This is a genomic window from Bacillus sp. FSL M8-0350, from assembly GCF_038593345.1.
Taxonomy (GTDB): Bacteria; Bacillota; Bacilli; order Bacillales; family Bacillaceae; genus Bacillus; species Bacillus safensis.
Window position 1 is genome coordinate 592,960 of sequence record NZ_CP151985.1, and the last position, 21,709, is coordinate 614,668.

The 21,709-nt window shown below is 38.4% G+C and carries 30 protein-coding genes and 3 pseudogenes; 22 read left to right on the forward strand and 11 right to left on the reverse strand.

The features are described 5' to 3' along the window. Positions 1-7: 7 nt before the first annotated feature. The 4 genes from tsaE to tsaD are packed head-to-tail and all read left to right on the forward strand — an operon-like array spanning position 8 to position 2,629. Positions 8-484 (forward strand): tRNA (adenosine(37)-N6)-threonylcarbamoyltransferase complex ATPase subunit type 1 TsaE, encoded by a 477-nt coding sequence (gene tsaE / locus NSS80_RS02945; RefSeq protein ID WP_034283027.1) that lies wholly within the window; start codon positions 8-10, stop codon positions 482-484. Next, positions 465-1,154 carry a tRNA (adenosine(37)-N6)-threonylcarbamoyltransferase complex dimerization subunit type 1 TsaB gene (gene tsaB, locus NSS80_RS02950; protein ID WP_317222174.1) on the forward strand — a complete coding sequence of 230 codons (690 nt, stop codon included), beginning with the start codon at positions 465-467 and terminating at the stop codon, positions 1,152-1,154. Before tsaE ends, tsaB begins: the two co-directional genes overlap by 20 nt. A gap of 25 nt (positions 1,155-1,179) precedes the next feature. Beyond that, entirely contained in the window at positions 1,180-1,608 is a 429-nt protein-coding gene (gene rimI / locus NSS80_RS02955; RefSeq protein ID WP_034283048.1) for a ribosomal protein S18-alanine N-acetyltransferase, read from the forward strand. Next, positions 1,601-2,629, forward strand: coding sequence for a tRNA (adenosine(37)-N6)-threonylcarbamoyltransferase complex transferase subunit TsaD (gene tsaD, locus NSS80_RS02960; protein WP_041115985.1), 1,029 nt, complete (start codon positions 1,601-1,603; stop codon positions 2,627-2,629). The genes rimI and tsaD overlap by 8 nt, the downstream gene beginning before the upstream one ends. 270 nt (positions 2,630-2,899) lie before the next feature. On the opposite strand, the gene NSS80_RS02965 is transcribed toward tsaD, so the two are convergent. Then, complete coding sequence (locus NSS80_RS02965; RefSeq protein WP_268437167.1) at positions 2,900-4,822, reverse strand: ABC-F family ATP-binding cassette domain-containing protein; 1,923 nt, start codon at positions 4,820-4,822, stop codon at positions 2,900-2,902. Positions 4,823-4,960: 138 nt separating this feature from the next. Here NSS80_RS02965 and moaC point away from each other — a divergent pair, with 138 nt between their 5' ends. Genes moaC through tatC form a run of 4 tightly spaced genes read left to right on the forward strand, consistent with a single transcriptional unit; the run spans position 4,961 to position 7,093 of the window. Continuing rightward, complete coding sequence (gene moaC, locus NSS80_RS02970; protein ID WP_342498406.1) at positions 4,961-5,452, forward strand: cyclic pyranopterin monophosphate synthase MoaC; 492 nt, start codon at positions 4,961-4,963, stop codon at positions 5,450-5,452. A 15-nt stretch (positions 5,453-5,467) separates the two neighbouring features. Then, positions 5,468-6,121: a redox-sensing transcriptional repressor Rex gene (locus NSS80_RS02975; RefSeq protein WP_008355687.1), complete on the forward strand. Its 654-nt coding sequence runs from the start codon at positions 5,468-5,470 to the stop codon at positions 6,119-6,121. A gap of 27 nt (positions 6,122-6,148) precedes the next feature. Continuing rightward, positions 6,149-6,328 carry a twin-arginine translocase TatA/TatE family subunit gene (locus tag NSS80_RS02980; protein ID WP_008355689.1) on the forward strand — a complete coding sequence of 60 codons (180 nt, stop codon included), beginning with the start codon at positions 6,149-6,151 and terminating at the stop codon, positions 6,326-6,328. A 6-nt stretch (positions 6,329-6,334) separates the two neighbouring features. Further along, positions 6,335-7,093 (forward strand): twin-arginine translocase subunit TatC, encoded by a 759-nt coding sequence (gene tatC, locus NSS80_RS02985; RefSeq protein ID WP_342498407.1) that lies wholly within the window; start codon positions 6,335-6,337, stop codon positions 7,091-7,093. Between the two features lie 38 nt (positions 7,094-7,131). On the opposite strand, the gene NSS80_RS02990 is transcribed toward tatC, so the two are convergent. The 3 genes from NSS80_RS02990 to NSS80_RS03000 form a co-directional block, all read right to left on the reverse strand. Beyond that, on the reverse strand, positions 7,132-7,755 hold the full coding sequence (locus NSS80_RS02990; protein WP_342498408.1) for an NUDIX domain-containing protein: 624 nt from the start codon (positions 7,753-7,755) through the stop codon (positions 7,132-7,134). 63 nt (positions 7,756-7,818) lie between these two features. Then, a complete protein-coding gene (locus tag NSS80_RS02995) occupies positions 7,819-8,013 on the reverse strand; it encodes a YdiK family protein (protein WP_003213897.1) in 195 nt (64 codons plus the stop codon). Beyond that, positions 8,010-8,744 (reverse strand): CPBP family intramembrane glutamic endopeptidase, encoded by a 735-nt coding sequence (locus tag NSS80_RS03000; protein WP_041115994.1) that lies wholly within the window; start codon positions 8,742-8,744, stop codon positions 8,010-8,012. Before NSS80_RS03000 ends, NSS80_RS02995 begins: the two co-directional genes overlap by 4 nt. A 229-nt stretch (positions 8,745-8,973) precedes the next feature. Here NSS80_RS03000 and groES point away from each other — a divergent pair, with 229 nt between their 5' ends. Both groES and groL read left to right on the forward strand, forming a co-directional pair. Next, on the forward strand, positions 8,974-9,258 hold the full coding sequence (groES, locus tag NSS80_RS03005) for a co-chaperone GroES (protein WP_024426730.1): 285 nt from the start codon (positions 8,974-8,976) through the stop codon (positions 9,256-9,258). A gap of 54 nt (positions 9,259-9,312) precedes the next feature. Beyond that, a complete protein-coding gene (gene groL, locus NSS80_RS03010) occupies positions 9,313-10,947 on the forward strand; it encodes a chaperonin GroEL (protein ID WP_024424467.1) in 1,635 nt (544 codons plus the stop codon). A gap of 83 nt (positions 10,948-11,030) precedes the next feature. Here the strand turns inward: groL and NSS80_RS03015 are convergent, their stop codons facing one another. The 4 genes and pseudogenes from NSS80_RS03015 to NSS80_RS03030 form a co-directional block, all read right to left on the reverse strand. Further along, positions 11,031-12,218, reverse strand: a complete 1,188-nt coding sequence (locus NSS80_RS03015; protein ID WP_041115998.1) for a tyrosine-type recombinase/integrase — start codon at positions 12,216-12,218, stop codon at positions 11,031-11,033. Positions 12,219-12,230: 12 nt separating this feature from the next. Next, a pseudogene (locus NSS80_RS03020) lies at positions 12,231-12,733 on the reverse strand (ImmA/IrrE family metallo-endopeptidase). A 74-nt stretch (positions 12,734-12,807) separates the two neighbouring features. Next, positions 12,808-13,386, reverse strand: a complete 579-nt coding sequence (locus NSS80_RS03025) for a PH domain-containing protein (RefSeq protein ID WP_041116000.1) — start codon at positions 13,384-13,386, stop codon at positions 12,808-12,810. Positions 13,387-13,500: 114 nt separating this feature from the next. Next, a pseudogene (locus NSS80_RS03030) lies at positions 13,501-13,599 on the reverse strand (transcriptional regulator); the annotation flags it as partial. 25 nt (positions 13,600-13,624) lie between these two features. Between NSS80_RS03030 and NSS80_RS03035 the strand changes: the two are divergent. Both NSS80_RS03035 and NSS80_RS03040 read left to right on the forward strand, forming a co-directional pair. After that, positions 13,625-14,350 carry an N-acetylmuramoyl-L-alanine amidase gene (locus NSS80_RS03035; RefSeq protein ID WP_080769794.1) on the forward strand — a complete coding sequence of 242 codons (726 nt, stop codon included), beginning with the start codon at positions 13,625-13,627 and terminating at the stop codon, positions 14,348-14,350. Positions 14,351-14,665: 315 nt separating this feature from the next. Then, positions 14,666-15,331 (forward strand): hypothetical protein, encoded by a 666-nt coding sequence (locus tag NSS80_RS03040; RefSeq protein WP_041116003.1) that lies wholly within the window; start codon positions 14,666-14,668, stop codon positions 15,329-15,331. Between the two features lie 37 nt (positions 15,332-15,368). On the opposite strand, the gene NSS80_RS03045 is transcribed toward NSS80_RS03040, so the two are convergent. Then, entirely contained in the window at positions 15,369-15,923 is a 555-nt protein-coding gene (locus NSS80_RS03045; protein WP_241770661.1) for a DUF420 domain-containing protein, read from the reverse strand. A gap of 149 nt (positions 15,924-16,072) precedes the next feature. On the opposite strand from NSS80_RS03045, the gene NSS80_RS03050 reads away from it, so the two are divergent. The 6 genes from NSS80_RS03050 (at position 16,073) to NSS80_RS03075 (ending at position 18,395) form a co-directional block, all read left to right on the forward strand. Next, positions 16,073-16,216: a hypothetical protein gene (locus NSS80_RS03050; RefSeq protein ID WP_162842484.1), complete on the forward strand. Its 144-nt coding sequence runs from the start codon at positions 16,073-16,075 to the stop codon at positions 16,214-16,216. Between the two features lie 155 nt (positions 16,217-16,371). Further along, complete coding sequence (locus NSS80_RS03055) at positions 16,372-16,539, forward strand: hypothetical protein (RefSeq protein ID WP_157840124.1); 168 nt, start codon at positions 16,372-16,374, stop codon at positions 16,537-16,539. Next, entirely contained in the window at positions 16,517-16,744 is a 228-nt protein-coding gene (locus NSS80_RS03060) for a helix-turn-helix domain-containing protein (protein WP_041116005.1), read from the forward strand. Before NSS80_RS03055 ends, NSS80_RS03060 begins: the two co-directional genes overlap by 23 nt. 305 nt (positions 16,745-17,049) lie before the next feature. Continuing rightward, complete coding sequence (locus NSS80_RS03065) at positions 17,050-17,655, forward strand: hypothetical protein (RefSeq protein WP_041116007.1); 606 nt, start codon at positions 17,050-17,052, stop codon at positions 17,653-17,655. 15 nt (positions 17,656-17,670) lie between these two features. After that, positions 17,671-17,958 carry a hypothetical protein gene (locus NSS80_RS03070; protein WP_041116009.1) on the forward strand — a complete coding sequence of 96 codons (288 nt, stop codon included), beginning with the start codon at positions 17,671-17,673 and terminating at the stop codon, positions 17,956-17,958. Between the two features lie 2 nt (positions 17,959-17,960). Further along, positions 17,961-18,395 (forward strand): protein-export chaperone SecB, encoded by a 435-nt coding sequence (locus NSS80_RS03075; RefSeq protein ID WP_041116011.1) that lies wholly within the window; start codon positions 17,961-17,963, stop codon positions 18,393-18,395. 32 nt (positions 18,396-18,427) lie between these two features. Here the strand turns inward: NSS80_RS03075 and NSS80_RS03080 are convergent. After that, positions 18,428-18,620, reverse strand: a pseudogene (locus tag NSS80_RS03080) (hypothetical protein). Between the two features lie 461 nt (positions 18,621-19,081). On the opposite strand from NSS80_RS03080, the gene NSS80_RS03085 reads away from it, so the two are divergent. The 4 genes from NSS80_RS03085 (at position 19,082) to NSS80_RS03100 (ending at position 20,972) form a co-directional block, all read left to right on the forward strand. Beyond that, the gene (locus NSS80_RS03085) at positions 19,082-19,213 is read left to right on the forward strand and encodes a hypothetical protein (protein ID WP_267542898.1); all 132 of its coding nucleotides are present in this window, start codon (positions 19,082-19,084) and stop codon (positions 19,211-19,213) included. A gap of 108 nt (positions 19,214-19,321) precedes the next feature. After that, entirely contained in the window at positions 19,322-19,774 is a 453-nt protein-coding gene (locus NSS80_RS03090; protein ID WP_041116013.1) for a MarR family transcriptional regulator, read from the forward strand. A 20-nt stretch (positions 19,775-19,794) separates the two neighbouring features. Beyond that, a complete protein-coding gene (locus tag NSS80_RS03095) occupies positions 19,795-20,313 on the forward strand; it encodes a GNAT family N-acetyltransferase (protein WP_041116014.1) in 519 nt (172 codons plus the stop codon). A 20-nt stretch (positions 20,314-20,333) separates the two neighbouring features. Then, positions 20,334-20,972, forward strand: a complete 639-nt coding sequence (locus NSS80_RS03100; protein WP_041116017.1) for an FMN-binding negative transcriptional regulator — start codon at positions 20,334-20,336, stop codon at positions 20,970-20,972. A 110-nt stretch (positions 20,973-21,082) separates the two neighbouring features. Here the strand turns inward: NSS80_RS03100 and NSS80_RS03105 are convergent, their stop codons facing one another. Further along, positions 21,083-21,619: a hypothetical protein gene (locus tag NSS80_RS03105; protein WP_024426726.1), complete on the reverse strand. Its 537-nt coding sequence runs from the start codon at positions 21,617-21,619 to the stop codon at positions 21,083-21,085. Between the last annotated feature and the right edge of the window lie 90 nt (positions 21,620-21,709).

Consider the following 21,709-nt stretch of genomic DNA (forward strand, 5'->3'; position numbering starts at 1 on the left):
ATCACCGGTGAAATTAACATGGACGACAAAAGGTGCGGATGAGACGAAACGAATTGCCGCTGCTTTGGCCAAACTTGTGATGCCAGGCGATGTATTGACATTAGAAGGAGATTTAGGTGCAGGCAAAACCACTTTTTCAAAAGGTTTTGCGGAAGGCTTAGGAATTACCCGTATCGTCAACAGCCCCACCTTTACAATTATTAAAGAATATACTGATGGCAGACTGCCACTTTATCATATGGACGTGTATCGCATGGAAGATGCAGATGAAGAGATCGGACTCGAAGAATATTTTGAGGGTGAAGGTATATGCTTGGTTGAATGGGCACATCTTATTGAGCCTCAATTGCCTTCTTCCTATTTAAAAATAGAAATGCTGAGAACAGAACGTGAAGAAGAACGGCATCTCACGTTTGATGCAAAAGGGGAGCGTTATGAGACCCTTTGTAAGGAGATGAAAGAATTTGACCATACTGGCCATTGATACATCAAACCATACACTAGGAATTGCTCTTGTAAGAGATTTCACTGTGATTGGCGAGAGCATTACGTATTTAAAAAAGAACCATTCCGTCCGAGCGATGCCTACTGTTGAAGCATTGATGAAAGAATGTGGTGTATCACCAAGCGAACTAAGCAAAATCGTTGTAGCAAAAGGACCTGGTTCTTACACTGGCGTCAGAATCGGTGTTACCATCGCAAAAACACTTGCGTGGACGCTGTCTATCCCGATATCAGCTGTTTCGAGTTTAGAAACACTTGCGGCAAATGGCCAATATTTTGATGGATATATCTCACCTCTATTTGATGCGAGAAGAGGCCAAGTTTATACCGGACTCTATACGTTTGAAAAAGGTAAGATCAAAGAGGTAGAACCAGATCAAAATATCTTGCTCACGGATTGGCTTCATGAACTGAAGCAGACAGGAAAGCCTGTTCTATTTCTTGGACAAGATGTGCATCTTCATGAAGAGAGCATTCGCTCCATTTTAGGAGAAACGGTTGTACTGGCAGAGGGGACATTTCATAACCCAAGACCTGCAGTGCTTGCATTTTTAGGCGCAGATCGTCCTGCTGAAGATGTCCATCAGCTTGTTCCTAACTATATTCGTTTGGCAGAAGCGGAAGTGAAATGGCTTGAAGGACAAAAATAATCTTAACCTAGCAGAGATTCGACAAATGACAGTAGCAGACATTCCAGAGGTGTATACGATTGAAGTGCATTCGTTTACAGCACCCTGGAAAAAGGAATCGTTTGTGTATGAGATTCTCCATAACCAATACAGCCATTATTTCCTCATTGAAGAAGATAAGAAGCCTGTTGGGTATTGCGGGGTCTGGATTGTCATGGACGATGCACAAATTACGAACATTGCGATTCTCCCTGAGCATAGAGGAAAAGGCTACGGGGAAGCATTGCTTCGACATGTCATGGAATTTTGCAAAGAAAAAAAGACAGATCATCTTTCTTTAGAGGTGCGGGTTTCGAATACACCAGCACAATCCCTCTATGAAAAGCTCGGTTTCAGACCAGCTTCAATTCGAAAGAATTATTATACGGATAATGGAGAAGATGCATTAGTCATGTGGGTGAATATAAATGAGTGAACAAACAGATCGATTCATATTAGGTATAGAAACAAGCTGCGATGAAACAGCTGCGTCCATTGTCAAAAATGGAAAGGAAATCGTGGCAAATGTGGTGGCCTCGCAAATAGACAGTCATAAACGATTTGGCGGTGTTGTACCCGAAATTGCTTCAAGGCATCACGTGGAGCAGATCACCATCGTATTAGAAGAAGTGATGGCACAGGCGGGTATGAGCTTTAAGGATTTAGATGCGATTGCTGTCACAGAAGGACCTGGCCTCGTCGGTGCTCTGCTGATTGGTGTCAATGCAGCAAAGGCACTGAGCTTTGCCCATCAAATTCCTCTTGTAGGTGTTCATCATATTGCAGGGCATATTTATGCAAACCAGCTTGTTGATGAATTGGAGTTTCCGTGTTTAGCTCTTGTTGTCTCTGGCGGACATACTGAGCTTGTTTTAATGAAGGAGCACGGATCTTTTGAGGTCATCGGAGAAACATTAGATGATGCAGCTGGAGAAGCGTACGATAAAGTGGCTCGGACGATGGGTCTCCCGTATCCAGGCGGACCTCACATTGATCGGTTAGCGCATGAAGGGGAGCCGACAATTAAGCTTCCTCGTGCATGGCTTGAAGAAGGGTCCTATCACTTTAGCTTCAGTGGTTTAAAATCAGCTGTGATCAACACCTTACACAATGCGTCACAAAAGGGAGAAACGATTGCCCCAGAGAATTTGGCCGCAAGTTTTCAAGCAAGCGTCATTGAGGTGCTTGTTGGGAAAACATTGAACGCAGCAGAAGCCTATGGTGTGAAGCAAGTTGTTCTAGCTGGAGGAGTCGCTGCCAATAAAGGACTAAGAGAAGCTTTAACCTCAGCATTTACGAAGCTGCCAGACGTGAAGGTCATTATTCCGCCATTATCTCTTTGTACAGACAATGCAGCCATGATCGCTGCTGCTGGAACCGTTGCATTTGAAAAAGGAATCAGAGGCGATATGACGATGAATGGCCAGCCAGGGTTATCACTAGTCTCATATGAATGAAAACTCCTGTGGATTACAGGGGTTTTTTATTTTTCTATGAAAGCGATTTATTCACATGTAAACGTTATATATCCACAATTGTTAGAAAATTTTGTTTTAAAATGAAGAGGGTGTGTATAAATATGATCTTTTTTGTGGATATGTGATTAAAACTCTGTGGATAAAGTGGATAAGTCCAAAGTATTTAAGAATAATCAAGAAGTTATTGTGGGTATCGTTGTGTATAAAAAATTTTCATTGAAAGAAAAAAGAGTACCCTTAGGGCACTCTTTAAGCTTCTGACAGCTCTTCCCACTCCGCAAAAAGTGATTCCAGCTCTTGATTGAGCGTATCATTTTCTGTTTGAATGGCTTGGACCTTCTCGTGATCTTGAAAAATATCAGGATCACATAGCAGCTCTTCATTTTCACCGAGCTTGTCTTCGACGACAGCAATGCGTTCTTCAATTTCTTCGATTCTGCGCTGCTTTTGTCTTTCTTTCTTTTTCAGTTCCTTTTCTTCCGCATAAGAAAGCTTTGCCTTTTCTGCTGGCTGTGCAGCCTGTTTTTTAAGCGGCTCATTTTCTTGAAGTGCTTCCAGCTCTAGTTGTTCATTTTTCTTTTCAAGGTAGTAATCATAATCACCGAGATATTCTCTTGTTTCTGTAGGCGAAAGCTCAAATACTTTCGTGGCAAGACGATTGATAAAATAACGATCATGCGAAACAAATAAGATGGTTCCTGGATAATCGATTAGTGCATTCTCTAAAATTTCCTTACTATCTAAGTCCAGATGGTTTGTCGGCTCATCGAGAATAAGAAAATTGGCTTTTTGGAGCATCAGCTTTGCCAGTGCAAGGCGTGCTTTTTCTCCACCGCTTAATGCATGGACAGGCTTTAAAACGTCATCACCGGAAAAAAGGAAGTTTCCTAAACATGTCCGAATTTCTTTTTCATTCATATGAGGATAGTCATCCCAAAGCTCATTGAGCACTTTTTTCGAGGATGTCAGTTTGGCCTGCTCTTGGTCATAGTAGCCGATCGTGACATGAGATCCAAAAGTGATGTCGCCTTTTACTGGTGTTAATGTGTTCGTTAACGTTTTTAAAAGGGTTGATTTCCCGATTCCGTTAGGACCAATGAGTGCCACACTATCCTCGCGTTTAATCTGAAAAGAAAGAGAGGATAGGAGCGGTGTTTTTTCATCATAACGAATATCGAGATCATGTACCTTCAGCACATCATTGCCGCTTTGTCTCGTAATATCAAAATGGAAGTTTGCGGATTTTTCATCACCTAAAGGCTTATCTAAACGATCCATTCGTTCGAGCTGCTTGCGTCTGCTTTGAGCGCGCTTTGTAGTTGAAGCTCTTGCCAGGTTGCGATCCACGAAATCCTGAAGCTTTGAGATCTCTTCTTGCTGCTTTTCGTATAGTTTCATATCCCGCTCGAGCTGCTCTGCTTTCAGCTCAAGATACTTACTATAGTTCCCTGCAAACTTTTTCATCGAAGTTCTTGAGACTTCATAGACGTGGTTTACGACTTTGTCTAAGAAATAGCGGTCATGGGACACGATGAGAATGGCACCTGTATAATTTTGCAAATACTGCTCCAGCCATGATAAGGTATCAATATCTAAATGGTTGGTCGGCTCATCCAGAATTAAGAGTTCTGGTTTCATTAATAAGAGCTTTCCAAGCGCTAGACGGGTTTTCTGACCGCCGCTTAAGGATTGGACGGTTGTCTCATCTTCAAAATGACTAAAGCCGAGTCCATGAAGGATGGAGCGGACATCTGCTTCATATTGATAGCCGCCTTGATCTTTAAATTCCTGCTGCAGCCTGTCATAGGTTTTCATAAGGGCATCCAGCTCAGAACCTGTGGAAGAAGCCATTTTCTCCTCAATGGTTCTCATTTCTTGTTCCATCTCTTTTAAATGATCAAAAACCGATAATAATTCGTCCTTTAACGTACGTGTAGACGTTACATCGGTATGCTGTGCTAAATAGCCGATCGATAGGTCTTTTGGTTTGATGATCTCACCTTGCTCGTAAGACATTTGACCGGCAATGATTTTCAAAAGCGTGGATTTGCCTGCGCCGTTACGACCTACAATGGCAATGCGATCCCTTGCTTTGACTTCCAATTTTATATTCGTTAAAACGGTATCAGCGCCAAACGATTTGGACAGCTGATTCACTTGTAGAATCATCATGTAACTTCACCTCTGCTATAATATGTTAAGTGTAGCTTATCAGCAGTAAACCGGCAAATGTTACATACAATCGCCATATTCAAATGAAAGACAGATAGGAAAAAATAGTGTATCATTTGAGTGAGGGAGCGTTGAAAGATGAGTCAATTTAGCCACTTTAACGAACAGGGAAGAGCAAAGATGGTCGACATTAGTGACAAATCGTCTACAGTGAGAACCGCCGTTGCTGTTTCAAGTGTTCGTATGATAAAAGAAGTGTTTCATAAAATAGAGCAACGTGAAATTGGAAAAGGAGATGTGCTGTCTGTTGCACAGGTTGCTGGCATCATGGCAGCAAAGCAAACATCTACCATCATTCCAATGTGTCATCCGCTTGCATTAAAAGGCGTGGATATCTCCTTTGATTGGGAGGAAGACGGAAATGCGCACATCCTGAACATACAAGTACAGGTAAAAACAAAAGGAAGTACGGGTGTGGAGATGGAAGCGCTCACTTCTGCTTCAGTATGTGCACTGACCGTTTACGACATGTGCAAAGCGATTGATAAAGGCATGATCATCGGTCCTACCTATCTAATTGAAAAGAAAGGCGGGAAAAACGGTGATTTTCACAGAGCATCTGATATTTAAGTTGGAGGACCTTATATGAATATAGATCAGTCAAAAATTCCACAAGCGACAGCCAAACGTTTGCCGCTATACTACCGTTTTTTAAAAAATCTGCATGCATCAGGAAAACAAAGGGTGTCATCAGCAGAGCTTAGTGATGCAGTCAAAGTGGATTCTGCTACCATTCGCCGAGATTTTTCGTACTTTGGTGCACTTGGGAAGAAAGGGTACGGCTATAATGTCGATTATCTCTTGACCTTCTTCAGAAAGACCCTTGACCAAGATGAAATGACCAATGTCATGCTCATCGGTGTCGGGAATTTAGGGACTGCCTTTTTACACTATAATTTCATAAAAAATAATAATACAAAAATTTCAATGGCTTTTGACGTCAATGAGAGTAAAATAGGAAGTGAGATAGGCGGCGTGCCTGTCTATGATTTGGATAAGCTTGAAGAGCATGTTCAAGAGGTAGGAGATATCCCTGTTGCGATTTTGACAGTACCTGCCGTAGCAGCTCAATCCATTACAGATCGTTTGATTGCCCTTGGCATCAAAGGAATCCTTAACTTTACGCCGGCTCGATTGAATGTGCCGGAACACATTCGAATTCATCATATAGATTTGGCGGTTGAACTTCAGTCTCTTGTGTATTTCTTAAAGCATTACTCTGTTACGCAGGAGGACTGACGAAAAGGGGTAAAGGGGGTGGAGCAAATGGGTCCAATCGGTCCTGGGAGTTTGATTCTGATTGCGATTGTAGCGCTCATTATTTTTGGGCCGAAAAAGCTTCCTGAATTAGGAAGAGCAGCAGGAGATACATTACGTGAATTCAAAAATGCCACAAAAGGCTTAGCTGATGATCAGGAAGAAAAAAAGAAAAAAGAAGATCAGTAGAATAGGATGAGCTTCATGAATGTCAAAGATATGCCGCTTATGGAGCATATTGTGGAACTGCGAAAACGTTTAGTGATCATTGCGATGTTTTTTGTCGCCTTTATGGTGGCTGGTTTTTTTCTCGCTAAGCCGGTCATTGTGTATTTACAAAATACCGATGAAGCGGCAACACTTACGCTGAACGCATTTAAGCTTACAGATCCACTGTACGTGTTTATGCAGTTCGCATTTGTCATTGCTTTGGTTTTGACGTGTCCCGTTATTTTATATCAGCTGTGGGCGTTTGTGAGTCCAGGCTTATATGAGAAAGAAAGAAAGGTGACACTTGCTTACATTCCGATTGCACTGCTTTTATTTTTGAGCGGTGTGGCTTTCTCTTATTTTATTTTGTTTCCGTTTGTCGTCGACTTTATGATGCGAATGTCGAATGATTTAAATGTAGAGCAAGTCATTGGGATTCATGAGTATTTTACATTTCTGATGCAGTTAACACTTCCATTTGGCTTTTTGTTTCAGATGCCCGTCGTGTTGATGTTTCTCACAAGACTTGGCCTCATCACACCGATGTTTTTATCAAAAATACGGAAGTATGCCTATTTTGTCCTCCTTGTCATTGCCGCACTCATTACACCGCCAGAGCTTGTTTCTCACCTCATGGTCACCTTGCCAATGCTCGTTTTATACGAAGTGAGCATTATCATTTCAAGAGTGACCTACCGCAAAATGCAGCAAACAGAGGAGAAAGAAAGTCATTATGTCTTATAAAAAAGCATCATGATCCAATGAGGATCACGATGCTTTTTCTATTGTGAAAGAAATTGATCGATCGCATGAAAGAGGTGCTCATAATAGGCGGGCTCATGCTGGACAAAATCATGAACACCCACTTCGATGCTTTCCTCACGTCGTTCTTCGTTTGCATCAACTTGAAAGCCCTCGATTCGAATTCTTTCACATGTTCCTGTCAACAGCTGCTGCGCATCAAGCAGCTTTGCTCTGTAGAGACCAGCGACTTCTTCTTTCTGTAGATAAACTTCCATGTGCTCAACTTGATTCATATAAAGGTACACATGGCAGAACTCACGATCGATGAACGAAGGCATATGGATTTCATCCTGTATGACACCTGCAAAGGTGAGGTTCTCAAAAGGGATGGAAAGACCAAGTTCTTCTTCTACCTCTCTTAAGCCACCAGAAGGCTGTTCATCTGCGAGAAGATGGCCCGCTGCTGTGATATCAAACAGAGATGGAAAATCCTTTTTTGCGGGACTTCTTAACTGAAAATAGAGATACATGGTGTTATGCTCTTTTTTAAGAAGCCAGAAATGAAATGTTTCATGCCAATGGCCTTGGGCGTGGACAACTAACTGAACGAGCGGCAGATCCAATTGTTTCATGCTGATCATTGAATATACGAAGTTTTTCATGTTCCATGAAGATACATCCTCCATAAAAAAACCATTTTCCAACAGTGGAAAATGGTTTTTCATTTATTTTTGCTGCTGTTTTTTGAGTTTGACAGAGAAGGCAAACATTTTAAGCGCAATATTGATATTATAGGCCGCAAACACCATCAGCAAAATGCTGTAAAATGACCACATGTCACCTGGGTTTTGAATGGCCATATAGGTGAAAGCGACACCTACGGCAAAATAAATGATGCCCCATACGACTGGGTTTCTCATGAGAAAAAGCCTCCAATAATCATTTGCATGGTTTGAGATTGTTCTTCAATCATTTTTTTCACTGGCTCAATCTGCACAAGAACGACAAGTGAATTCATCAGCATGTGAGCGCCGATTGGAACAATGATTCGTTTTGTTTTCGCATATAAAAAGGCAAAGGTAAAGCCCATTGCGGTATAGAGCAAGATATGGGGAAAATCATAGTGTACAGCAGCAAAAACCACTGAACTGGCAAGTGCTCCAATGAAAAAATTCGTTTTTTCATAAATCACACCAAAGATGATTTTACGGAAAATGATTTCCTCTAAGATTGGACCAATCAGGGCGATGACGATCACAAGCCAAGGAACGGCATCCATAATGGATAAAATGGTTTGCGTATTTTCTGACTCACGGCCAATGCCGAATGCATATTGTTCAATCGCCCCCGCAATTGATTGTGCAAAGAGGGAAAGAAAGAAACCGCCAATGATCCATGCGATAGCAGAACCGATTGAAACTGGCGCTTCATTTCGCAGTGAAGCTTTTGGGACGGTTCGAAGGATGAACAGAATAATGATCAATCCGATACAAAAACTGATGATTGTCCACGTTCCTGATAATTTTGAAAGCTCTGTTTGAGTCATCGGTGATTGAATGAATCCCAGCCACTTCATAATGAGCACATAAGGAAACGCAGAAACCTGCACCAATATATACGTTAAGATGATGTACCAATATTGTTTTTTCAAGTAACGAAAACCCCTTTACTAAAAGAACTAGATTTATTGTAACACAAGTCTCCTTTTTCGATGAAAAGGAAAGAATCTGAGATCAAAAAAGATCGTGAAAGCGTAAAAATTTTTAAAGGTTTTTACTTGAAATTGCAGAAGACATTCTTTATTATAATAAATGTGTTAGCACTCTCTGGTGATGAGTGCTAAAAAAGACTACATATAAAAATTGAGGAGGTTGTTTCTTATGTTAAAGCCATTAGGCGATCGCGTAATCATTGAACTCGTTGAATCTGAGGAAAAAACCGCTAGCGGTATTGTTTTACCGGATTCTGCAAAAGAAAAACCGCAAGAAGGTAAAATTGTTGCAGCAGGTTCAGGGCGTGTACTTGAAAGTGGTGAGCGCGTTGCGTTAGAAGTAAGCACAGGCGACCGCATTATCTTCTCAAAATATGCAGGCACTGAAGTGAAATATGAAGGCAAAGAATATTTAATCCTTCGTGAGAGCGACATTTTAGCTGTTATTGGCTAATCACATAAAAAAATTGAGATAAATTTTTAAAAAGACTGAGGAGGTTTCGTTATTATGGCAAAAGATATTAAGTTCAGTGAAGAAGCACGTCGCGCGATGTTACGCGGTGTAGATGCACTTGCAGATGCTGTAAAAGTAACTTTAGGCCCTAAAGGACGTAACGTGGTTCTTGAGAAAAAATTCGGTTCTCCACTTATCACAAATGATGGTGTAACGATTGCAAAAGAAATCGAATTAGAAGATGCATTTGAAAACATGGGTGCAAAACTTGTGGCTGAAGTTGCAAGCAAAACAAACGATGTTGCTGGTGACGGTACTACTACTGCTACTGTTTTAGCTCAAGCGATGATCCGTGAAGGTCTGAAAAACGTAACAGCTGGTGCAAACCCTGTTGGCGTGCGTAAAGGGATCGAAGAAGCAGTGAAAGTAGCACTTGAAGGCTTGCACGAGATTTCTAAACCAATCGAAGGCAAAGAATCAATTGCTCAAGTTGCGGCTATTTCTGCAGCAGATGAAGAAGTCGGCAGCCTAATCGCAGAAGCGATGGAACGTGTAGGTAACGACGGAGTTATCACAATTGAAGAATCTAAAGGATTCACAACTGAGCTTGAAGTGGTTGAAGGTATGCAATTTGACCGCGGATATGCTTCACCATACATGGTGACGGATTCTGATAAGATGGAAGCGGTTCTTGAAAATCCTTACATCTTAATTACGGATAAAAAGATCACAAACATTCAAGAAATCCTTCCTGTACTTGAGCAAGTTGTACAACAAGGAAAACCATTATTGCTCATTGCTGAAGATGTAGAAGGCGAAGCACTTGCAACTCTTGTTGTGAACAAACTTCGTGGTACATTCAACGCAGTAGCAGTAAAAGCACCAGGATTCGGTGATCGTCGTAAAGCAATGCTTGAAGACATCTCTGTACTAACTGGCGGAGAATTAATCACAGAAGACCTAGGACTTGACCTGAAATCAACTGAAATCGGTCAGCTTGGCCGCGCGTCTAAAGTTGTTGTGACAAAAGAAAACACAACAATCGTAGAGGGCTCAGGAGATTCTGCTCAAATTGCAGCACGTGTGAACCAAATCCGTGCTCAAGTAGAAGAAACAACTTCTGAATTCGATAAAGAAAAATTACAAGAACGTCTTGCAAAACTAGCTGGCGGCGTCGCTGTCATCAAAGTTGGTGCTGCAACTGAAACAGAACTAAAAGAGCGTAAACTACGCATCGAGGATGCACTGAACTCAACTCGCGCAGCAGTTGAAGAAGGTATCGTATCCGGTGGTGGTACAGCACTTGTGAATGTATACAACAAAGTCGCTTCAATCGAAGCTGATGGTGACGTTCAAACAGGTGTGAACATCGTTCTACGTTCTCTTGAAGAGCCAATTCGTCAAATCGCTCACAACGCAGGTCTTGAAGGATCCGTTATCGTTGAGCGCTTGAAAAACGAAGAAATTGGCGTAGGCTTCAACGCAGCAACAAACGAATGGGTAAACATGATCGAAAAAGGAATCGTTGACCCAACAAAAGTAACTCGCTCTGCACTTCAAAACGCAGCTTCTGTAGCAGCAATGCTTCTAACAACTGAAGCAGTCGTTGCTGACAAACCAGAAGAAGGCGGCTCAGGCGGCGGAATGCCAGATATGGGCGGCATGGGTGGAATGGGCGGAATGATGTAATTATGGATTTAAACCCTTGATTAATAAGGGTTTATCCGTAAGTCGCACTCATTTTGGTGCCATTTTGATGCCACATAGATAAATTAGAGGCTTTTCATTAGTTCTCCGAACTTTTGAGAAGCTTCTTTTTTTCGGTCTTTTGTTATGTGAAGGTATATTTTAGTTGTTGTTTGATCTTCTGTATGTCCAAGTCTATCCATTATCCTTTGAAGATCCACACCAGCCTCAGCAAGAAGTGAAGTATGGGTGTGCCTTAAAGAATGAGGAGTTAGTTTCTTCTGTATCCCTGACTTTTTTAGAACTGCATTAAACCTATTTTCAATAGTCTTAATAAAGTGAGGATATCCCCAATAAGGTCCCTTAATTCTGGCGAAAACAAAATTTTGATCATGCCATTCATGTTTCATCTGCATTTTTATTTCATTTTGTTGAATCCGAAATTTATTAATTGCTTGTAAAACTTCACTCTCAACATCAATTCTTCTGATGGAGCCTCTAGTTTTAGGAGGTAGGAGAGTATATTTTTTGGTGCTGTTACTTGAATTGTAATAAGTTTTTGTAACACTGATGGTACATTCATTGAAATCAATATCTGACCACTTTAAAGCAGCAAGCTCACCAGCTCTTAAACCGGTCCAAGCTAAAAGGTAGAACATAACGTAATACTCGAAATTTAATTGATATGCTGTATCTAAAAAGTGTTTTAATTCATTCTTCTCAAAGTATTTTTCTTCTATTTTTTCATTTTCGATTTCTTCGACTGTCTTCTTATCTTTTGGCAAGTAAGCAAATGCAGATGGATCAACAAAGATCAAATCTTGTTCTAAAGCTCGTTTGAAAATCATTCTGGCGGTACCGTGTATACCAGTTATCGTGTTTTCTGATAGCTTCTTCTCCACTTTCAAACTGGTTATAGCATCCTGATACATTTTTTTAGTAATATCTTTGAGCTTACGAAAACCGAAGAATTTATTTAAATGACCAATTTCATGCTTTCTAACTCTAATGGTGCTAATTTTTCTGTCTGTATTACTGTAAACATCTAACCACTCAGCGGCCATGTCTTTGAATGTAATATCATTTTTTAAGTCCAACTTTGCCTTGCCTAGAATGTATTCCAAATCGATCATAGCATCAGCTGCGTGTTTTCTTTTAGTGAATCCTCTTCTTACAATTCTTTGCCGCTTTCCAGTTTGCGGATTTACTCCATCCTCAATTATAAACATCCAGCGGTCGCCTTTTTTAGTTTCGTATTTTTGAAGTCTTCCCATTCTTAATCCTCCTCAATTAATTTGTTTTAAGGATTTCTCGTATAAAGCAAAAGCAAAGCTTTTTCTTCTAAACATCTCTAAGCGGGCAGCAGCAAAAGAGTAAGTTACATTAAAGGTGTCACCAATTAGCTTTATTGCTTCAGATTGCAAAGAAGGCAGGTTCAACTTTTGAAGCATAAAGGAGGGAACACAGAAATGGTACATGAAACTATTAGCCTGGTATTCTTGCAATTCTCGAAAGAGCTTGTGCATATCAAATTGATTTCCGTAGTGCTTCATCACATGACATAATTCGTGACCAAACTCTTCCCATTGTTGTTTTTTGTTTAAACGTTTATCAATGACCATGCTGTACGAGCCATTCACACAGAAAACGATACTAGGCCTTCTTTCAAAATGAAGCCATATTTTTAGAGCAGCTGCTATACTTCCATATCAATCGATTCTGGTGTAAGCATGTTTATTTTTGTATAAATCTTCTTCACTTCTTCTTCTAAATGAGATAATCCTTTCATCTAATCACCCCTAAAATAAGAATGTATGTTCTGTTTTTGTTTCTAAAAAAGAGCCCGCTAATAAGGGCTTCTATTCAAATTCCTAAAAGTTGTTTCTTCTTTAATGTGAACTCTTCATCGGTTAAAATGCCTTCTTCTTTGAGTGCTGCGTATTTTCTAATTTCAGCTATAATAACATCGGAGTTTTCGGCAGTTGATGAATTGCCTTCTGATTTATTATTTGTTGTTTTTGGTTGGTTCGCAACATTTGTTTGATTTTCTTTCATTGATTTTATATACGAAACAAAAGTATCAGGATCACCTTCTAGTATAGAAGAAATTTCCACATTATCGTTCTCTGTATTGAAAGAAAACTTGTATCCTGTCCATGCCTTTTTAGCAACCGTAACATCACATATGTCATTGTAATTCCATGTCTTAACAGCGTAGTCTTTATCAATAAATACTAATCTTTTTTTTGTAGCAATCATGACGCCAACTGTCCCCATTTTCGAGAAATTGCCAACGCCTAAAACGATCTCCATAATAGTTTCATTTGTTTGATTTAACACTGCATTTGCTTTATGAAAAAGGTCAATAAAGTTCTTAGAAGCATTTTTCTTTTTTTGCAAAGTGGGATTATAAATTTTTTCATCTCTAAAAATAAAAGCCAATCTATACACCTCTCACTAATAATCATTACTGTAAAAATTACAGCAGAACCTTCAGCATTAATTAAATAAAACTAAACAAAGAAATATAAACAAAAGAATAATTAATATATTAGATTAGTCTTTTGTTTTGCGCCCTTTCATCTTTTCCTTCTGTTTTATGTAATTAATGAAATTGATTGTTTCTTGTCGGGCTTCTTCGGAAAAGTCAGAAGCATAAAGAAACGGGAGTTATTCAAATGTGGGTGTCAATGCAAAAACGGACATCGCGGTACATCATAGCTTAACAACTTCGGGAAACAGCGTAGCTTTTGCAAACTATCATGTAGGCACTAATGGTTGGCCGGGAGTAGCTTATCATTTTGTCATTCTCAAAGACGGTACGATTGAATGGAATCATGATCTCGGAATCAAATCCTATCATGTAGGTAATTCAAACCGCTTTGCGATCGGCATTTGTCTTGTGGGTGATTTCAGAAGTGAAAAGCCGACAGCGGCACAGGAAGCAAGTTTCAGAGCTTTAGTAACGGCATTGAAGAAAGATATGCCGAACTACAAAAGAACAAGAGGTCATAATGAGTTTCCGGGCTATTCTTGGAAAGCGTGTCCTGTCTTTGATTATAAGGCGGTTTTAGCTGGTACAGTAAAGCAAACAATTACAAAACCAACGAAGGCAACACCAGCACCATCCAAAACAGCGGCTTCCAAGCCTGCTAAAAAGTCATACAACCTGCCTAATGGCATTTTAAAAGTGACAAAGCCTCTTACAAAGGGATCAGCAGTAAAAGCCGTACAGGAAGCCCTAGCCGCTCATCCTGATAAGGGCGCGAAAAACAACGGTATTGATGGCTATTATGGCCCAAAAACGGCGAATGCGGTCAATCGGTTCCAGCTCATGCATGGGCTAGTTGCTGAAGGCATTTATGGACCAGCTACGAAAGCAAAAATTGAAGCTTTAATGAAATAAAAAACTCCCTCTCATAGAGAGGGAGTTATTTTTTTTTGTAGTAAAAATTCATTGTAAAAAAAGATAAAACTAATAAAACTAGAAAATAAACTATAAAGGTTGAGATAAAGTTCCAAGAGAAAAAGTCAAAGTCTTTATTTAGAGAATAAAAGACAATTTGACTTACTAAAGTTATTACGAAAACAACTGTTATTAATTTAGAGAATTTTTTGGCCATGACAAAACACCTCTTCCAATTTAGTAAAATAAACCCATTTAATATAGTAGAATTTATGGTAAAATTTAGTATGTAAATAACGATTAGGAGGATGTTCTATGAAAAAGCTTTTAGCTGTAATGTTAACACTTACTATGATAACACTAATGTTCGGAAGTACGTCAATAGTTCAAGCGGAGGAAAATTGTCCAACCTGTGAGAAAACAGATCCTTTGGTAGCCCCTACCACAAAAGATCTAAATAAAACTATTGAAATATTAAAAGACAATAATGTGAACACTTTAGCTTTGGATAAAGAAAGAGCTGCAGTAGTCGAAAATGATAAAGACAAAGCTGTAATTATTGCAGAAAAGCTGGGCGATAGCAAAGATAAGATTGAGTATAACCAGTATTTTGTTGACATTAATAACGAAAAATTTGTAACTTTAAAACAAAAAGTTGAAAAACTAGATGATAAGACTGTGAAAGCTGAAGTCATTAACGTAGAATCAGGAGCAAAATACTCTGTTACAATTGATAAAGACGGAAATAAATTAGATGAAAATTTTATCTCAGGAAAGTCTGCTGACTTTAAGCAATCAAGTTTATGTAGTGCTATCGTAGGTGCAGTTCTTGGTACAGGATCTAAATTAGCTTGTATTGCTGCTTGTACAGCTGTAACTGGAGGTTGGGGAGCAGTTGCATGTGGTGTATTATGTGCAGCAGTAACTGGCGGAATAAGCTGGGCTGGGGCAAAAAATATGTGTGAACAATTATTTGGTTAAAAAACGACGCTCCTATATAGGAGCGTTTTTTTAATCACTAGTAATATGGAGAAATTAATAAATAAACTAAAACACCAGTCAGACTAACATACAGCCAAATAGGCATTGTCCAACGTACTATTTTTCGATGTTTCTGTGTTTGCATTGTTAAACCCCATATTAATGAAAATAATGCTAAAGGTACAACAATACCCGCAAGAATACTATGAGAAGTTAAAATAAAGTAGTAAAAGTATTTGTCGAGCCCTTCTCCTCCATAATGAGTGGTCTCTTGAGATAAGAAGTGGTAAGTTAAATATGAAAAAAGAAATAATATTGTTGAAGAAAATGCTGCAAATATGAAAGCTCTGTGTAGTTTTATTTTATGCTTTTTTATAAAAATTAAAGCTGCTATAAGAAAGATGAACGTAAAGCTATTTAGAACAGCATTTATACGTGGAAAGATAGTTATATTAAAATTAACCTCTCCTTTATAACCTAATGGCGAAAAAAATAACAGCAATATAACCACATTAGCTAAAAGTGAAAGTGTGATTACTGTTTTTGTATAATTTGATTTCTCCTTGGGCCTTTGAGTTTTTATTCTATTCAAATTTTTCACCTCCCTCTCTAAATTAACATGATTTTTTCCATAAGGGGCTCTATATGAAAAAAACAAAACTTAATTCCTATTCTATACAATACCTATTGACTATGGTAAACAGATATTGTATAATTAAAGTATAGAAAGGAGGTGCAGAAGTGGACGAGGTTAGAAATTGGATTCTTGCTACAGCAGGTATCGTGACCATCATAAAACATATTTATGACATATGGACGAAGGAAAACGAAAAGCGTAGCAAGAAAAAGAAAAAGCGCTCCCGCCGGACAAGCAAGAAGCGCTAAACACACTAGAGAAAAGGGGAGAAATCCCCTTACTCTCTATATAGTATACTGCAAAAGAGTGTTACAGTATACCGTAATTACAGTTTACCGTAAAAGCCCACGTCCACAATGATATGAAAAATTACTTTAAACACTATAGCACAGCAGATTTTGCCGTGATGATGATTTTAATTGCTGGTATTGTTGTAATTGATTCCACAAATCAGAGTATGTCTGGAAAAATTGCGAATACTGTATTACTGGCAGCCGTTGTGATCACCTTGTTAAAAGGATTAATTATGATGTGGAGAGAAAAACGATATGAAAGAAAGCGAAAAAATTAGGTTTATTCAAGAAGAAGTTTTAACGACAGCAGAAGTCGGGGAGATACTCGGAGTAACACGTCAACGCTTAAGCGCTCTTGTGAGTTCTGGAAAACTCAAACCCGTCAAAAAAGTTGGAACCGTTGCTTTGTTTTTGTTACAACATGTACAAGCTCTTGAAAAAGAATTAAAAGAAGGGCGGAAGAAATACCGCCCTTATGAGTAACAAATTGATTGTCTTACGAAATCACTAGTTGGTAAGAGGCATTAAACCATTTGCCAACACTATATATAGTATGCTTTTCAAAATGACACAATATGTAGTGTTTTTGAATATTTTGAAAACAAGATGTAGTATTATATCGTATCTATTTTTAAAAATCAAGCTATTTCATTGCCAATATGTTCATAATAAGCTAATATTAACTTACACCAAAGACTGACCGATATTCATTACAGGTAGGTTGTTGATTCAAGATTAAATAATCTTTTTGTTTTATTAGTGAATGAAAAGATGTATTGGAGTTAATGATGGTAGTAGAAAACATTGAATACGAAACTACAATTGTTGGATTTCATGGCACTCTATATAAGATTGCAACAAAGATCCTAACTGGAAATTTTAAAAAGGGTCGTTTCCGAGATAATCATTGGCTTGGTCAAGGTGTTTATTTCTTTAGAGACGATTATGAACAAGCGAAATCATGGGCAATGCCCATAATGAACAAAGCAAAAGAAAATGGCGCAGTCCTAATGACTAAACTAGAAGTTAAATCTGAAAATTTTTTGAACTTAGACTCTAGAAAAGGACTCCAAGATTTTAAAAAGTTTAAAGATAGTTATCTCCAGTTTTGTATCGATGAGAAGCTTGAAATAACTGCTGATAAAGACGTTTTACGATGCGCTATATGTGATGAGTTACCCGAAGAAATAAAGGTTATACAGAGAACCTTTAAGGGTAATAGTAAGTTTAATGACTCACTTGAAGATGTTAGTTTGTTTTTACACGGACAGCAAATTTGTGTAAGGGATACTGGAATAATTGATGAGAAAAAAACTTCCCTACATGGAGTCGTTTACTATAACGAAAAAATGAAAAAACCAAAAAAGAAAAAACCAAAAATAGAATTCTCTTAGAAAAGAGTGATTAATATGAATTACCAATTTAACAAAGAAAGAATTATAAGAAATATAGAGCGCCTTGGAGGAAATGTGAAAGTTAACAGTTCTCAACCTGGTGTCTTTATTCTAAAAGACGGAAAAAGAGTTTCTCTTTTAGAAGATGATCTTTTTTCCGAGTCAACTCTAAATAATTCTTATCATGAAGAGAATTTGTTAAATGATATTCATGTTGATAAAGATAAAGAAGCTATCAGTAGTTTCAATATATCTAAGTCTGCCAATTCATTTCCTGAAAATATGTTCATTGGAGCTGCCTAAAAATGAAAGCTATATTTCAGTTTAGTGATTACAATGTTTTAGAAATACAATACAAACTTAACCCTGTATTTGAAGAAGACGAAGCGTCTTTATCTCCTGGGTTTTCATTTGATTTAGAATTTTCAGAGGAAGAAGACGAGGCCTTAGTATATTTGGGACTTGAACTTGGTGATGCTGACTTACAAGTAAATTCCTTTTATTTAAATGTTAAAATTGCAGGGAATTTTATTTTTAGATCTGAAGACGAAGAGCTGGTTCATGAGCAGAAAATAGAGTATTGTAAAATAAATGGTGTTGCGATTTTATATCCTTATTTGAGAGCATTAGTGTCTGACATAACTAGTAAGGGGAGCGAACAACCCATCATTTTACCTACAATGAATGTAGTAGAGATGCTCAGGAGAAATGAAATGAATAAAAAAAATATCCAAGAATAAAAAAAGACTTCCTAATAATTGTGAAGTCTTTTTTATTTGAACCTCCATTCCTTCTTCTCTTTATCCCATCTAAGCTCTTTTACGAGATATAAGGTTCCTAACCGCCTTGCGGATCGCCGCCTCATCTTTACCTGTTTTCCTTTTAAGGTCATCCATTGTCGGGTTCTTACGAAACCGGCTCATATTATAAATGATTCGATAAATTTTTCTTTCGAGATCAGTCATATTTCCACCTCGTAAATATTTTATCAGAATGTTTGTTCGGTGTCTAAGTGTGGTGTATAATTAGAATATACGGTTTACCCGCGGAAACGGGATATAAAAAATTCGTATATTTCAATGATTAACTTCTTCTTAATATTACTCACACTTTGGCCGCCCAGAAGGACGGCTTTTTTGATGCCATTTTTGATGCCGAAAGCTGTATAAATGAATATAGAGATGTAAAAGCGATCGTATTAAATCATCTTTAGGTAATATTCCACTTCATTTTATATAAGGTCATAAAAACACATATAACTAGGCAATGCATGGGCGGAATGATGTAACACCCTCGAAAACCCCTTGAAATATAGGGGTTTTTGTTATGTCTTCATGAATTTGATCACATGCAATAAAAAGTATCAGGGCTGCTGAATTGAAACCTTTACTGCTTTTCAATCGTTAAAATAAGAGCAAGTGATTTCATGGGTTTTTACCCGATACGGTATTTTAAAAAGGAAAGCGGTGATCATATGGGCTTCACTACATGGGTAGCGATTATTGTTGCACTGGCCGTCGTGTTTGGAGTGTTTGGATCAAAGAAGCGTGATAAATAAAAAACCCACTTCCAATTGGAGGGTGGGTTTTTTATTGCAAATACAACATTAATTGGTTATACTAATTTTAGTTGTTTGTTGTAAATGCAATAAAAGGAGTCGAGGTACATGAAAGAGATTTTGCGGGAGATCGGCGTGATTGCTCGCGCGCTTGATTCCATAAGTAATATTGAATTTAAAGAGTACGATTTAACGAAGGGGCAGTATTTGTATCTTGTGCGTATTTGTGAGGAGCCTGGTATCATTCAGGAAAAGCTGGCGGAAATGATTAAGGTGGATCGAACTACGGCGGCTCGGGCTATCAAAAAGCTAGAACTGCATGGGTTTATTGAGAAAAAAGAGGATCGTGTGAATAAAAAAATCAAAAAGCTGTTTCCAACTGAAAAAGGGGAAACGGTCTACCCAATGATCAAACGAGAACATGATTATTCGAATCAAGTGGCGCTCAGTGGGTTTTCTGAGGAAGAAGCGGAACAGATTTATGAGTATCTTCTAAGGGTGCGAAAGAATATAGAAAAGGACTGGGAAGATGTGAAAAAAGGGATAAAGAGAAGCTACTAATTAATAAGGAGGGCGACTTTATGACCGTCAATTTCATTCGGTGCAATGTACAACATGTAAAGGAGCTACAGAAAATAGGGATCAATACGTTTAAAGAAACCTTTCTGGATCAAAACAAAGTGGAACAAATCGAAGCTTACGTGAAAACAGCTTTTCACCTAAACCAGCTGTTAAAGGAATTACAGCACCCTTCTTCACAGTTTTATTTTGTTCAAGTGAATGGGGAAGTAGCTGGTTATTTGAAGATCAATATGAATGATGCCCAATCAGAAGAGATGGGCGATGACGCGTTAGAGATTGAAAGAATTTATATCAAGCAATCCTTTCAAAAGCAAGGATTAGGCAAATATTTAATCGATCAAGCCATTGAAATTGCGAAAAATCATCATAAACGGGATGTTTGGCTTGGGGTGTGGGAGCACAATAGAGCGGCCATCGCTTTCTATCAAAAGCTTGGGTTTGTTCAAACAGGGGTGCACGCCTTTCTCATGGGGGACGAAGAGCAAATGGATTTCATTATGACCAAAACATTGAGCTGATCAAAAAGGGGGAAGGGTACATGCATATCCCATCATTTTTTCGAGTGAAAGATATGGAGAAAATCAAATCATTTATTCAATCTCATTCATTTGCAACAGTTGTGACGACATCGAATGGAAAGCCCATTGCGACACATATTCCGGTGAGTTTTCATCAAGTTGACGATTCGTATGTGATCTCAGGGCATATGGCGATTGGGAATCCTCAGTGGAAAACGTTTGAAGAGAGCGAGAAGACGCTCGTCATCTTTCAAGGGCCGCATGCCTACATATCCTCTTCATGGTATGAAAAAGAAGCAGTACCAACATGGAATTACCAGGCTGTTCATGTTTATGGAAAGACGGAACTGCTTGAAAAATCGGAACTGGTTAAGGAATTAACCACAATGCTGGAGACATACGAAAGTCACAGAGAACAGCCGGTGCTATGGGATACATTGTCTGAGGAACTGTTAGAGAAGCAAATGAAAGGCATTGTAGGCTTTAAGATCATCATTGATGAAGTTCAGGCAGCTTTCAAATTAAGCCAAAATCGTCACGAAAGGGATTATGACCGCATCATTGAAAAGCTGGAGGCAGAGGGTGAAGTGGAAATGGCTGAGGCGATGAAAAGAGAGTTCCGTGTAAGAGGCTTCTCGAAAGATCAGTTATTCTTATGAAGCGCTAAAAATGAATGAGAACGTTACTTAAACACTTCCTTCTAGGAAAGTGTTTTTTTGTGATGATAAATAAAAAAGCCCTCATCATTCAAGGGCTTTAATGAAACAAATTATTTTACTTTAACTGTGAAGGTTACATCTTTACTATTCATGTAATCGTCAGTTGTGACATTTCCAAATTTCAGCTTTAATTCTTTGATATTTTTAATGTTGATCTCTTTGCCCTCAGGAGCTAAGAATTGAATAACACCATCTTGTTTAACGCCACCTTCAACTTCGCCACCAATATCACCATCAGTCATAAACATATTGGCATCTAATTGCATGCTTCCAGCTACAACTTTACCTTGATCTGGATAGAAGTTTAGAACTTTATCTGTCGTATTTTCGATATTCATCCCAACATTGATTCTATCCTTCATAATTTTAATCTCGCCAAGGTTTACTTTCATTCCTTGAGCAGTTGTTTTGTGTTTGCTCGCATTTATTTTCTTTGAACCATCGTCTTTTTTGTTTTTTGATTGTGTTTTTGTGCTTGTAGACTCTTTTTCTTTAGATGCACCTGTAGACACATCTTCTGTTGAGCCGCAAGCAGCCAGTGTAAATGTTAGCCCTAAAGCTAAAAATAAAGCATAGAATTTCTTCAAAATGAAAATCCCCTTTTGTTTAATTTATATAAGCGTCTTGTGCTTATGCTTATATATTGATCATGACTATTATAATAGGATAAAAGTACT

Excerpts from the sequence above, each read along its gene's own strand:
- rimI (WP_034283048.1), top strand. The coding sequence starts at position 1,180 with ATGACAGTAGCAGACATTCCAGAGGTGTATACGATTGAAGTGCATTCG.
- tsaD (WP_041115985.1), top strand. The coding sequence starts at position 1,601 with ATGAGTGAACAAACAGATCGATTCATATTAGGTATAGAAACAAGCTGC.
- NSS80_RS02965 (WP_268437167.1), bottom strand. The coding sequence starts at position 4,822 with ATGATGATTCTACAAGTGAATCAGCTGTCCAAATCGTTTGGCGCTGAT.
- moaC (WP_342498406.1), top strand. The coding sequence starts at position 4,961 with ATGAGTCAATTTAGCCACTTTAACGAACAGGGAAGAGCAAAGATGGTC.
- NSS80_RS02975 (WP_008355687.1), top strand. The coding sequence starts at position 5,468 with ATGAATATAGATCAGTCAAAAATTCCACAAGCGACAGCCAAACGTTTG.
- NSS80_RS02980 (WP_008355689.1), top strand. The coding sequence starts at position 6,149 with ATGGGTCCAATCGGTCCTGGGAGTTTGATTCTGATTGCGATTGTAGCG.
- tatC (WP_342498407.1), top strand. The coding sequence starts at position 6,335 with ATGAGCTTCATGAATGTCAAAGATATGCCGCTTATGGAGCATATTGTG.
- NSS80_RS02990 (WP_342498408.1), bottom strand. The coding sequence starts at position 7,755 with ATGAAAAACTTCGTATATTCAATGATCAGCATGAAACAATTGGATCTG.
- NSS80_RS02995 (WP_003213897.1), bottom strand. The coding sequence starts at position 8,013 with ATGAGAAACCCAGTCGTATGGGGCATCATTTATTTTGCCGTAGGTGTC.
- groES (WP_024426730.1), top strand. The coding sequence starts at position 8,974 with ATGTTAAAGCCATTAGGCGATCGCGTAATCATTGAACTCGTTGAATCT.
- groL (WP_024424467.1), top strand. The coding sequence starts at position 9,313 with ATGGCAAAAGATATTAAGTTCAGTGAAGAAGCACGTCGCGCGATGTTA.
- NSS80_RS03015 (WP_041115998.1), bottom strand. The coding sequence starts at position 12,218 with ATGGGAAGACTTCAAAAATACGAAACTAAAAAAGGCGACCGCTGGATG.
- NSS80_RS03040 (WP_041116003.1), top strand. The coding sequence starts at position 14,666 with ATGAAAAAGCTTTTAGCTGTAATGTTAACACTTACTATGATAACACTA.
- NSS80_RS03060 (WP_041116005.1), top strand. The coding sequence starts at position 16,517 with ATGAAAGAAAGCGAAAAAATTAGGTTTATTCAAGAAGAAGTTTTAACG.
- NSS80_RS03065 (WP_041116007.1), top strand. The coding sequence starts at position 17,050 with ATGGTAGTAGAAAACATTGAATACGAAACTACAATTGTTGGATTTCAT.
- NSS80_RS03070 (WP_041116009.1), top strand. The coding sequence starts at position 17,671 with ATGAATTACCAATTTAACAAAGAAAGAATTATAAGAAATATAGAGCGC.
- NSS80_RS03075 (WP_041116011.1), top strand. The coding sequence starts at position 17,961 with ATGAAAGCTATATTTCAGTTTAGTGATTACAATGTTTTAGAAATACAA.
- NSS80_RS03085 (WP_267542898.1), top strand. The coding sequence starts at position 19,082 with ATGGGTTTTTACCCGATACGGTATTTTAAAAAGGAAAGCGGTGATCAT.
- NSS80_RS03090 (WP_041116013.1), top strand. The coding sequence starts at position 19,322 with ATGAAAGAGATTTTGCGGGAGATCGGCGTGATTGCTCGCGCGCTTGAT.
- NSS80_RS03095 (WP_041116014.1), top strand. The coding sequence starts at position 19,795 with ATGACCGTCAATTTCATTCGGTGCAATGTACAACATGTAAAGGAGCTA.
- NSS80_RS03100 (WP_041116017.1), top strand. The coding sequence starts at position 20,334 with ATGCATATCCCATCATTTTTTCGAGTGAAAGATATGGAGAAAATCAAA.